Origin of the sequence: Haloferula helveola (genome assembly GCF_037076345.1) — a bacterium.
GTDB lineage: Bacteria > Verrucomicrobiota > Verrucomicrobiia > Verrucomicrobiales > Akkermansiaceae > Haloferula > Haloferula helveola.
The window spans coordinates 5,537,103-5,549,109 of record NZ_AP024702.1; the positions used below are offsets into that span (position 1 = coordinate 5,537,103).

5 protein-coding genes are annotated in these 12,007 nt (G+C 61.5%); 1 reads left to right on the forward strand and 4 read right to left on the reverse strand.

The features are described from left to right. Nucleotides 1–16: 16 nt before the first annotated feature. Nucleotides 17–2,515, reverse strand: a complete 2,499-nt coding sequence (locus HAHE_RS21190) for a DUF6288 domain-containing protein (RefSeq protein WP_338687325.1) — start codon at nucleotides 2,513–2,515, stop codon at nucleotides 17–19. Nucleotides 2,516–2,794: 279 nt separating this feature from the next. On the opposite strand from HAHE_RS21190, the gene HAHE_RS21195 reads away from it, so the two are divergent. Then, nucleotides 2,795–4,000: a substrate-binding domain-containing protein gene (locus tag HAHE_RS21195; protein ID WP_338687326.1), complete on the forward strand. Its 1,206-nt coding sequence runs from the start codon at nucleotides 2,795–2,797 to the stop codon at nucleotides 3,998–4,000. Between the two features lie 61 nt (nucleotides 4,001–4,061). Here HAHE_RS21195 and HAHE_RS21200 read toward each other — a convergent pair whose 3' ends face one another. The 3 genes from HAHE_RS21200 to HAHE_RS21210 are packed head-to-tail and all read right to left on the reverse strand — an operon-like array spanning nucleotide 4,062 to nucleotide 11,939. Beyond that, nucleotides 4,062–5,180 (reverse strand): sialate O-acetylesterase, encoded by a 1,119-nt coding sequence (locus HAHE_RS21200; protein WP_338687327.1) that lies wholly within the window; start codon nucleotides 5,178–5,180, stop codon nucleotides 4,062–4,064. A gap of 42 nt (nucleotides 5,181–5,222) precedes the next feature. Continuing rightward, complete coding sequence (locus HAHE_RS21205; protein WP_338687329.1) at nucleotides 5,223–8,153, reverse strand: LamG-like jellyroll fold domain-containing protein; 2,931 nt, start codon at nucleotides 8,151–8,153, stop codon at nucleotides 5,223–5,225. Nucleotides 8,154–8,189: 36 nt separating this feature from the next. After that, the gene (locus tag HAHE_RS21210; protein WP_338687330.1) at nucleotides 8,190–11,939 is read right to left on the reverse strand and encodes a sialate O-acetylesterase; all 3,750 of its coding nucleotides are present in this window, start codon (nucleotides 11,937–11,939) and stop codon (nucleotides 8,190–8,192) included. Nucleotides 11,940–12,007 lie beyond the last annotated feature (68 nt).

Genomic DNA, 12,007 nt, shown 5'->3' on the forward strand with positions numbered 1-12,007 from the left:
CGGGCTTGACCGGAAGTCACTCGACCGGAACCTCGCCAAACTTGTCCTCATACGAGGTCACTGCCTCGTTCAGCCGGTCCAGAGCCGCCTGCAGGGTCTTCCCCTGCTTGCCGTTCTTCGGACGGGCCTCGAGGTCCGCGCGCATGCGTTTCATACTGGCGACAAAGGGACGGCCTTCCTCGCCCAGCAGGTCTGCCGCCTTCGCAAGCCCGATATTTCCCCACTTGGCACCGCTGATCGCCCAGCTCGCGGGAAGCTCCTCGAGCTCCGGGTAGATTCGCTCGATCGCCGGAAGCAGCGGCACCGCATGCTCGGGGCTCTTCTTCATGTCGACGTAGCGCAGGGTCTCGAAAATGTTGTTGAGGTCGATCGGCTGCTTGAATCCATCGCGCACCTTGATCCGGTTCACCGACTCGGCCATGCCCTGCACGATCTCGTCGGAAAGCTCGGGATTCGAGGCGATCGCCTTCTTGAACAGATCCGTCGCACCCCACCGCCGGCTCGGCAGGTTGTCGTCGGCATCGTAGCTCGCCAGCATCGCGGGAAGCACTTTCCGGAACTCCTTGGTCTCCTTGATGAGCGGATGAAACACGGTGAACGCCGCCGCCCGCAGCCACCACTCGGACTCGTTGAAATAAGGCAGCACCACATCCACCTGGTCGGCAATCGTATCGGCATCACAGCAACTCAGGGCCATCAGCGCCTGGCGCTTCTCCCACATCGCCGCCTTCGGATCCTTGAGGGGTTTGAGAATCTCGGGCAGGAAGTGCTTCTCGATCATCTCGGGAGTGATCTTCGACTCGGTTTTTCCAATGCCCCACCCGATGGCACAGCTGATGGCGTCGAGTCCGGCGCAACGCATCCGCCCGTCCTCGTGCGCCAACGCCTTCTTGATGACGGGAATCGCCTCCTCACCTTGAAAGCCGAGCGCATGCGATGCCCACTCGCGCACGGTCGGCGAGTAGTGATGCATCATCCGGGCATACCATTCGACCGGCATCTGCTTCTTGCGCTTGTCATTGCGCTCCGCGCGTCCACCTCTCCCAAGCTCTTTGCCATCCTCGTCGTAAAGCGTTTTGAAGACCGCGGCGATCTCGTGCGGCTCCTCCTTGATCTCGACTCCGTCGATAAAATCGGTGCGAAGGAAATCATCCGACGGGAGCGACTTCTCAACCTCCGTCGGCTTGTGCGGAACGCTGAACTCCGTGCGTGGCTTGCCGCAGATCCGGAGATTCCGTCGGTAGGACGTGTAGGCCATGCCGATCAGGCCGGTCTGATACGTCGGAGCCTTCCCGATCGGCCCGTAACCGGGATACCAAGGAGTCCGGAATCCGCCGCCCGGCATCCGGGACAGCTCGAAATACCACATCAGCTTCCCCTTCTGGCGCCAGTAGGAGGTCTTGTGCTCGGCCGGCACCAACGCGTCGACGATGTTGCGCCACGTGATGTTGCCGAAGGTCGAACCGTGCCCCGTCTCGGAGTCGAAATAGGTGTCGGCCTCCGCCAGTGCGAGAAGTTGGGCACCAGCCTGGAATTTCTCATCGGGAAGCAAGGTGAGTGCCGACGCCAAACCACCGTTCTTGCCATTGGACGACCACCACAGTTCGGGATGGTGATCCCCATAAGGCACACCGCCACGACCCGCGAACCGGAAGAAGAACCGAAGGGCGTCGTTGTACATCGTCTCGTCGACCGTCACGCCGCACTCGCGCGCCAGGATCAGCGTGGTGAGCGCCTGATCCCCCGCGGCATTGAGCAGACCACCGGTCACATAACCCGGGCCACACTTGGTCACGCCATGCCCCCAGCCGCCATAGTACTGGCCTTCCTGTAGTCGCTTGCACCGCGCTTCGAGCCCGGGAAGGACCCGCTTGTCACCGGTCGCCAGGTAATACTCACCGAGAAGGATTCCGCTGTATCCGATGCCCCATGTGCTGCCCCCAACCGGCTTCCCGGCCAACTCGACAACATACTCTTCTACCGCCGGAAGATACTTCTCCTCGCCCGTCGAAAGCAGGAACAAGGCCTCGAGGTTCCCGGTAATCCCCCCATCCGCAGGACCACCCTGATCGAGAATGAAGGCAGCCGTCTCGTCGACAATTCGCTGTGACTTGGCGCAGTCGACCGGATAGGTCGAACTATAACTCCCGATCGGCTCGAGTTGGATCGAAACCTTCCGCTCCCGGCCGTCGCGGCGAACCGCGAACTCCATCTTGCCGTCCCGCCCCTCGGCCGCATTGATCGCGAACCCGAGCGGATGGCGGGGGTCCTGCACATCCAGTGTCTGACCATCGACCGAAAGCAGCAGGTCACCCTTTTCCAGCTTACCCTCCGACGGGGTACCCGCCGTCACTTGCGTCACCTGAAGGTCCCCTTCAAGAATCGCGGCGAAGATCCCGGTTACGCCAACCATGAACTCCTTGGTGTCCTCTCCGGCCGGAAGGGTGTTGGCGGAACCGGCCGAATGCGCGGCGAACCAGGCAAATGCAATGAGCAGACGTTGCGGATGTTTCATGATGGGGTGATCGTCGATCGGATGTCTTGAATAGTTCGGATACGCGTCAGGAACGAGATCCTATTACCGGTTCATTGCGCCAATCCCTCCTCAATTTGCGCCACCGCGAACCGACGAAGGCGTGGCTCTGCATTGAGCAGGTCCGAACACGACCCGAAACGGGGTGCTTTTCGAAATTCAGGCCACGGAAGGGCCCTTTCCGGTACCCCATCGATTCAGCTGATATCGTATTCCGCGCCAGAGATTGACGCGCTTTACGGTGGTGTTAGACTGCCGCCGATGCCCCCCAAACGCTCGCGTGCGAAGCGCTCGGCCACCAAGTGCCGGGTCGCAATCATCCTCGACCTCGACTGGCCTTACAAACGACAGATCGATGTCTACCACGGCATTCTCGAGCAATGTGAGCGCTTCGGCTGGGATCCGATCCTCATCCCGCTTGCCGAAGGAATACCCACCGAGCACGAACCGTTTGAGAACCGAAAAGGCCTGCCCTTCGACGGCATCATCGCCCGTGCCACCAGTGAGTTGGCGGTCGAAGCGAAGAGCGCGGGCATCCCCTTGGTCAACGTGTGGATGAACTCCCCGGCCTACTCCGACGTGCCCACGGTCAGCGTCGAACTCGAGGCGACCGCACGCCGCGCCGCGAGGCACCTCGTCGCCCGGGGTCTTCGGAACCTTGCGTATCTCGGAGCAAGGAGACTGCGGGACTGCCGGTTCGAATACGCGGGCATGCGGTCGGCCGCCAAAGAAAACGGCTGCTCGATCTCGCGTCTGCTCATCGACCACAACTACAACCGGACCCAAACCCGGTGGGAGCAGTATCAGGCGGAGTTGCACCAGTGGATCGACCGCCTCGAGGTTCCCTTCGGTGTCTTCGCCTACAATGACCTCCAGGCCCGCTACATCATCGAAGCCTGTCGACGGAAAGGCCTCCGCGTTCCGGAGGACGTCGCGGTCATCGGATGCGGCAACGAGCTTCCACTATGCCTCCAGCCATCTCCCACAATCACCAGTATGGAACACGGGTTCTTCCATGTCGGGGTGCGGAGTGTTGAGATCCTCGCCGAGCTGATGGATGGCGCGAAGCCCCCCTCGGAGCCTCTGCTTCTCGAGAATACCATCCAGCTTATCGCCCGACAGAGCACCGATTCCTTCGCCGTCGACGACCCGCTGGTCTCCACCGCCCTCCGCTACATCTCGGAGAACTGCCACAAGCCGATCAATGTGGCGGATGTCGTCAACCACGTCCCGGCGTCGCGCCGCTCGCTCGAGCGTCGCTTCACCGAAGTCCTGAACCGCTCGATCGCCGCCGAACTCTGCCGGCTTCGGGTCCGCCGTCTTGAGCGACTGCTGATCGACTCGGACGAGCCGCTCGCGATGCTGGCCGACTCATGCGGCTTCCTCGACACCGAGCAGATGCGCCGCAACTTCCACCGCCTCCACGGCGTCACACCATCGGAGTATCGGAAGAAGCTAAAATCCTGAGCGGACTGCGACCGGGTTCAAACCCCGTCGCATTACCCACCAGTCCCAACAGAGATCCGGATCACTTCTTGGTGAGCGGGACCATCGCCTCACCAAAGGCCACCCCCTTGAGGAAGTAGGTCTTGCCCGAGCCGAGATAATGGTAAGGCCGGTCGTTTCCAACCGTCTGCCACTTGGCCATGCCTTCCTCGCCTTTCTTCCAAAGCCCTTCCTGGAAATACTTCAGGGCAACCTTGTCCTGAAACTCCGCAGTCGGGACGAACACGACGGTTCCCTTGAACTCAGGAAGCTTCGCGACATTCTCCTGAGCCTCCTGAAATGCACCGCGACCTTCGACGCCGCCCGTGCTCAGCTCCCCGATGACCACCGGTAGCTCGGGAGCGTCGAGATCCTTGCGCAGGTCCTCAATCAGCATCCCCATCCACTTGGTGTAATCATCGAAGCCGTTCTCCTTGTAGTAGGCTCCGACCATGTCGTTGAAGCCCTGGTGCCAGACGAAGCCGGCCAACTCGGGCTTGTAGCCCTTGAGTTCGGGGAACTTGTTTTCGTAATCCCCCAACTCTTCCTTCACGTGCTCGACCATCTTCCGATAGTACTCGCCGAAGGAGCCTTTGAGCTCCTCGAAGGTTGGCACCGGTTTCGGGGCCCGTGTCTTCTTGCCCTCTTTCTCCTTCTTCTTGTTCGCCTCGACGGTCGCGTCGTGCTTCTCCTGCATCTCGGCGATCATCTGCCGAATCTCCTCGTCGCTCGGCAGCGCGCTCGGCGGACGGAAGGGCTGATGGACACTCTTGCCGCCCCACGCGGTCTTGATGATCAGCACCGGCTCGTCATAGGCCTCGCCCACCGCATGACCGAATCCAAACTCCGGGCCGATCGAGTTCTCGCCTTTCGTCCCGTAGTCGACGGTGAGCGGACCATGCTTCGCACCGCCACTCTTGCTCGGGTAGGTGATGAAAACGTCATCCCGTTTCGCCCAGCCGTCGCCGTCCTTAACGATGCCATACCAGGGCTTGATTTGGGGATCGTCCTTATAGGTGTCCAGGTGCGTAGGGAGGCCCTTGCCTTCCATGTTCGACTGACCCGCAAGGATGAAGACCTTGAAGACCTTCTCCACGGCAGACAGCGGAATTGTCAGGGCTGAAAACGCGACAATCGCGGTGAGTTTGGGGATGTGTTTCATATTGGGGTAAAAATCGGTTTCGAGGGTAACGTGACCGGACTCCTAGTCCTGTCCCATCAGGCGACCGAAGAGCCGGCCGCCGATCGCATTTCCTGCCGACGGGATGGTTGCCACCACATCATTCTTGGTAGAGTCGCCGGCATTCTCGGTGACCGTGAACGCGATATCTCCGACAACCCCGCTCGCGGCTGGCACGGCCACGCTGGCCCATGGATCACCAACTCCAAGATCACCGCTGTGTTCGACACTAAGAACCGCCGGGGCGCTGTTCACTGCCTTGAGCATGGTGAAACTGATCTGCAGGCCGCCACTGCCGTCCTCGCTCGGCACCGGAAGCAGCGCGGTCGCATCGTCAGCCGGAGTGGCAGCACCAAGCAGGAAGGCAACACCATCCTCAATCCCGTCGCCATTGGCATCACCTTCGAAGGTCACGCCGCTCGTGACTCCGCTTGTCGCCCACATATCGAAGGGCGATCCACCTCCGATGAAGTCTCCCGGACTCAGTGTGCCCCCAGCGATGGCGGCGATATCCGAATCGCTGACGATTCCGGCGAAGAGCGCCACATCGTCCAACTGACCGGTGAAGTCACGGGTGCCATTGCCTGTCGCCGGACCGCCGATGGTCAACCGCCCCGCCGTGTTGCCGATGGTGAAGCCATCCCACTGGGAGTCCATGTTCGCGAGGCCTACGGAACTGCCGTCGACGAAAGTCTGGGCATAGGCGCCACCGTCGCCGGGACTGCCGGCGTTGGAATTGACAATCGCCACATGGCGCCAGACCGCTGACTCTCCCTGATCTTGCCGCGCAAGAGCATTGGTCGCATCGGGGGTGAACCAGTTCCCGAAACCCGCGGGCTTGTTCTGGATCCGGAGGTCGAGCTTGTCCCCATTCGTCCCGCTGTTGCCAAATCCCTCCACCTGCCAGTAAGGATTGCCACTGGAACCCGTGTTCGTCGACATCAGGCGCGTGTTGTTGTTCTCCTGGTCGATGTCCGCCGCCTTGATCCAGAACATGATGGTGTAGGCCATCGGGTCGGGGCCGAGGTCCGTGGTGTAGCTGGCTGTGGAAAGAGTATAGCTCCCATCGAACGAGATCGACTGGGTTCCGGCAAACGCACCCGGAGTGTCGCTGGAAAAAACGGCACTGGCCTGACCTCCCGAAAGATCGTCCGCGAAATCACCCGCAGGATCATCAAAACGGTCGCCGCCGGCACCCTCGAAGTCGTAGTAGGCCGTGAGCTCAGGCACATCCCGCATGGTGGTGAACGATCCCGCTTCCGACCAGTCGTCGCCGGTCGAGTTGGTCGCAAAGAAACGGAAACTGTATCCGGTGTTCGGACTCAGCCCGGTAATGGTATGCGCGATCACATCATCCTTCAGCGATCCCGGGAATGATTGGGAACCCCCACCCGGAGCACTGGTCCAGCCGCCGATGCTCGCAACCCCCTGATCGGTCTCGGCCCAAACAAGAGTGACGTCAGCGTCGGCCAACAAGAGCTCGCACTCGACCGAAGCGCCATCGCTCGTCACCCCAGCCGTCATCGGGTCACCGAGGGCGGGCACCGGGAACTCCAGAGGCGTGGTGAACGAGTTCGGGGCGGACCAGAAATCCGTCGCATGGATCCGGAAGTGGTAGGTGGTGTCCTCCAGCAAGTCGAAGAGCGTGGTCACGATGACACCCGCGGACTGCGCCCCGAGTGAAACGGAGTCATCCCAACCGACCGACGTCGGTCCCGCATCCGTGGTGCCGTAGTAAACTGTTACGGTGTCCGCGAACTCGTTGATCGAGCAAGAAACGTCGGCCTCGTCAAACGCCACGAAATCGACGGTCGGCCGCTCGACCCAGAAGTCCGTTGCGTCGAGATAGTTGTTGTCGAGGACCGCCCCTCCAGCCAGCCAGCCCATCTCCAGAAAGTTCTCCGCACGCGCGTGGAAGTGGAATCCGTAGTCCGTCGTGAAGGGGTTTCCCGACTCATTGTCGCCCCAATCGACCGAACCGGGGTTTCCGTTGATCATGTTCTCCGTTTCGTGGAACACGGCGGAACCCGGAATCTCCGCATTGACCGTCGCGACCGCGTTGACACGGGCCGTATTCAGTCCGGCATCCTGATCGGAGGACTCAAGGATGATGAAAGGCAAATCGGCCGGAATTCGCCCGTCGGACGAGCGGATGTCGTGGATCAGATCCACGAGATTGTCCTCATACTCCGGGATGAAGGCTCCACTGTTCTCGACCTTCTCATTGAAACCCTGGATCCAGACAAAACCGCAGATCTCGTAAGCGGTCGCGTTGCCGAATCGGGGATCCTCACCCGGGTTGATCGAGTTGTTCAGCACACCGTCGTCCAGCAGATCGGCATCGAGATCATCGAGGAACGCGTCGAACAGATTGACGGTCGTCGTGTAGTTCGGACCCACCACGCCGCCACGGGCGGCAACCGCGGATGGCGGCCTCCAGTCTTCGGCGAGCGTCGTGCCGCCCTTGTCGGACTTGAATAGAACCACCGGATCCGTGGTCGCGTCTCCGACCCGGATTCCCATTCCGAGTTCCGCACCGAACATCGATCCAAGGTTCACATTGACGCCGAAACCGGGCCCAAGCGGCCCGAAGCCTGTGAAGTTGTCGGCCGGGTCGGTGGTCGGCGCCACGGTCTTCACGCTGCCGTTGCTCGAGTCGTAGTGAACGCACCAGGCGTCCGCGCGGGGACTCGTCCAACTAGGGTCGATGCTCGCCTTGAAGGTGTGCGGCATGGCACCCAGATAAGTCGTCGCTGCGGTGGTGCCGCTTAGCAAGAACTCCAGAGTGGGGATGTTGAAGCTGGCCGTGCTGGTGTTGTCGTAGGTGTAGGCCTGGCCTTCCATGTTCGATTGCCCGCCGAGCAGGAAGACCTTGAGCGTGCCCTGTCCGGCTGCGGGGCGAGCCGCGAGAAGCACAAGCAGAGAGACAAAAACGGAGCTGGGAACGAATCGCATAAGGTGAAGTTCTACGTGATGGATCAGGAATTCAGTCTATGGCTCTCCGACGAGCCTCCCGAACAGCTTCCCGGCAACGGAGTTGCCAGCCGATGGGATGGTGGCAATCACGTCGTTCTTGGTCGGATCACCGGCATTCTCGGTGACGGTAAAACTCACGCCGTCCGATGTACCGGTCGATGCCGGGATCACGACCGGCCCGGACCAAGGATCGGTGATCCCGAGGTCGCCACTGTGGACAAGACTGAGCACGGCTGGCGCACTGTTGCCCGGCTTGAGCATGGTGAATCTCAGCTCCAACCCGCCAGAACCGTCTTCTCCGGAAGTCGGCAGCAGGCTGGTTGCCTTGTCGTCCGGCGTTGCCGCGCCCAACAGAAACGCGATCCCGTCTTCAATCCCGTCGCCATTGGCATCGCCATCGAAGGTCACTCCGGTCACCACTCCGCTGGTCGCCCACGCATCATAGGGACCCGCAGGAGCCGCACCCGACACTCCGATCAATCCGTCGCTGCCGTCGGTCTTTAGATAGTTCGCGACCGCCCCACCGTCCATGGCCGCCAGTTCGGCATACGTGTAGGCCGTCTCCCTCGCGGGTACCTCGAACCCGCCGATCGTCAAACCGGTTAACCAGAGTTCGACGCTCCCGTCGGTCATGCTGATGCCATGGTAGTAAGTGCCCCCCGTGTGATCGGTCTTGGTGAGAACGACATCGAAGGAGGCGTCAGCCTTCGGGATGCTGTTGGAAAAGCGCAGCGTATTGAGCTGGGTCGCGATGGTGGTGTTGATCTGCCCCGCCTTGTGATCAAAGACAATCGTCCCGGTGTAGCCGGTCATGTCCGGGATATGGATGGCAAAGTACTGATCGCCCCCGTCCCGGTTCGCGCTCTCGACACGAAGGTCACCGGAACCACTCATGGTGTTCGCGGTCATGTTGGCCGGCTTGCTTGATTGGGTCTTGTTCTGGACCCATAGGTTCCCGGGGACATCGTTGATGGTGATGTTGTCCGCCACGAGCTGGTGCGTCCGCTGCGCCGCCGAGACCGTGCCACCGTTTAGCGTGAGATCGGCAACCGTCGCCCGGCTGCGATCCGCGCTCAGGTCGCCTCCGGCATTGATCACCACGTCCGCTTCCGTGACTTCATCGCCGTTCACCCCTTCATTCAGGTCGATCCGCACCTTGTGATTGAGCACGGCCGTGTCGCCCGCCCCCGGCAGCGAGTTGGTGTCCCAGGTCGTCGTGTCGAACCACAACCCGCCTTCAACCACGCTTGTCACGATCGTCGTGACCGGTGTCACCGCACTGACCGATCCAGAGAAGACCCCGATGCCAGCACCATTCTGGGGCGCGACCTTGTAGAAGTAGGTGGCACCGTCCACCACCGTACTGTCCACGTAGCCTGTCGCATCTGCAGGCGGGAAGAGATCCACGACATCGCTGGTGAAGCCGGCATCACTGGCACGCCGGAGAACGAAATTGGACTCGGTGCTATAGCTGCCGACCCACGACAACTCGACCGCGAACGCGGTGGCACTTACCACCGTCAGCCCGGTCGGGGCCGGACTTGAACCGAGACCCGTCGGAAAACCGACAGGGCTCGACCAGACATCACCCTCGGTGGTGGTCGCGAGGAAACGGCAGACGAAGCCCGTATCCCCGGCGAGCCCCATGATCGTGTGCGACAACACACCGGCAGCACCCGTTGCCCCGAATACATGCGAGCCACCCCCGGACGCTCCGGTCCAAGCTCCCAAGCTGCTTTCACCTTGGTCACTGTGCGCCCACACCAGAGTTACGTCGGCAGGTGCTTCGATCAGCTCACACTCGACCGAGGCCCCGTCATCGAAGGTCGCGGTCACCGAGGGCGTTCCGAGCGGTCCGCTCGCTCCCGAGCTCAGCTGACCGGTTTGGGCGAGCGTCAGGATCTCATCGGCCGAAAGCGCCACGTCCCAGACTTGGGCATCGTCGATCAAGCCGTGGAATCCGGTCGCGGGATCCTCGCTCAGATTGTCAGCGGTGAAGCCGATGCCCACCCGGGTGTTGATGAGTGAAAGCACTGCCTGCCGGCTGCCCGATCCGCCATCATTGGCGAACACGGTCTCGCTGACCGGGTCATACAGATAGAACATCGTGTTGTCGGCCGACTCGGCATCGCCCGCCGGAGTCACGTCGTGATTGCGGACGTAGGCGACGAAATACGGCTGCCCTTCCTGCAACAGCAGATCGCTGCGGCTCAGCGAGTCATTGGTCGCATTGCCGTTGAACTTGGGAGTCTCGACATAGAGCGTGTTCTCCCAAACCCCGCCGATCTGCAACCGCTGGACGCCGAAGTCGAACCCGGAGTTCGTCCCGGTGCTCGGACTGTCCTCACCGGACAGGATGGCGTAGCGGCCGGCCGCATCGGGAAGGCTCGCGTCGAGCTGGATCCACGCCCCGATGGTGTGCGTATTGCCCAGATTGCCGAGGTCGTGGGTGGCACGGATGATGCCGGTGTTGGCATTGATCGACTTCGTGCTTCCCGGTCCGAGCGGCGTCAGGACACGGGCCGCCGAATCCGTGATTTCGGCATCCGCGACCGATCCGCTTCCGGCGGTGTTGTCGACGACCGTGCCGCCAAGTTCCTCCATTTCGTAACGCACCACCTGACTGTAGGTGTCGCGGTAGACCGCCCATGCGGCGGCAATGGCGGTACTGCCGTCGTGATCAACCGGAGCCGCCCGCATCAGCGACTGGGCCGCGGTCGCGTTGCGTTTGCCCATTTCGATGTAGTTGGATGCGGTGAAGTTCCAATGGTAAGCACCACCTTCCCCGCTGTCGCCCACCCCGGCTGAACTCACGTAAGCAGCACTCCCGGGAAGTTCCGCATTCAGATCAGCCACCGCCTGCTGCTTTGCGAGCACCATCTCTTCGTGCGCTGTGACACCCGGATAGCTGGGGCAATCGGAGATGATCACCGGAAGATCCGGAATACCCATATCGGTCCGGACATCGTGGGCGAGATCGACCACATTGTCGTGGTACTCCGCAAGGAATGCCGCGTTCCCATAGTCGTTCCACCCTTGCAACCAGATGAAACCCGCGACCTCGAAACCCTGGCCCTCGTAGTCACCGTAGGTTCGCTCGAGATCGGACAGCAATTTGTGCCACTGCTTGATCGCGTTGAGATACAGCGGACCCACTTGACCACCGCGTGCCGCAACCGCACTCGGCGGGCGCCAGTCGCCGCCAAGCGTCGTGCCTCCCTTGTCGCTCTTATGGAAGAAGAACGGGTTGGTATTCGCACCGGCCAGCTGGTGACCCATGCTCAATTCGATTCCGATCGTCCCGCTGTTGCCACTCGACGCACCAAATCCGGGAACCAGCGGGCCTGTTGCTCTTTCGCCAGCCGGATGCGAAACCCACACCTGGCTGAGCGGCGGGCTGTAGCCATCGACGTCGGTTTGTGTGAGCGGGAACGGGTCCGTCGGATCCACCAGATTCGGATTCTGCGTGACATCGTCCGACTCGAACCATGTGCCCCAACCCTCCATGTTGGACTGGCCGGCCATCAGATAGATTTTCACTGGCTCGGTCGCCGCGACCGGCGCAGCCAACCCACCCAGGCTTGCGAGGAAAAGAAACCCGAGTCGTCTGCCCCACGAACACCGGGGGCTGGGTTTCAGCGGGCGGAGGAACTCGAAATTGGCTCGTGTCATGTTACCGGGATGAACAGGTCGCCCGAAGTCGATCGAGAGCTTCGGGCGATCGCCGATGAAGGTGCCAACATGGCCGCACGCGGACAACTCCATGTTGCGCAGATCACTCTGGAATTTGCGCCACCTCGATACGCGAATTGAGGCAGGGCCCGGGCTGGCAG

What these genes read in the sequence shown, in the direction of transcription:
- HAHE_RS21190 (WP_338687325.1), bottom strand. Translation starts at nt 2,515, where the DNA reads ATGAAACATCCGCAACGTCTGCTCATTGCATTTGCCTGGTTCGCCGCG.
- HAHE_RS21195 (WP_338687326.1), top strand. Translation starts at nt 2,795, where the DNA reads ATGCCCCCCAAACGCTCGCGTGCGAAGCGCTCGGCCACCAAGTGCCGG.
- HAHE_RS21200 (WP_338687327.1), bottom strand. Translation starts at nt 5,180, where the DNA reads ATGAAACACATCCCCAAACTCACCGCGATTGTCGCGTTTTCAGCCCTG.
- HAHE_RS21205 (WP_338687329.1), bottom strand. Translation starts at nt 8,153, where the DNA reads ATGCGATTCGTTCCCAGCTCCGTTTTTGTCTCTCTGCTTGTGCTTCTC.
- HAHE_RS21210 (WP_338687330.1), bottom strand. Translation starts at nt 11,939, where the DNA reads ATGGAGTTGTCCGCGTGCGGCCATGTTGGCACCTTCATCGGCGATCGC.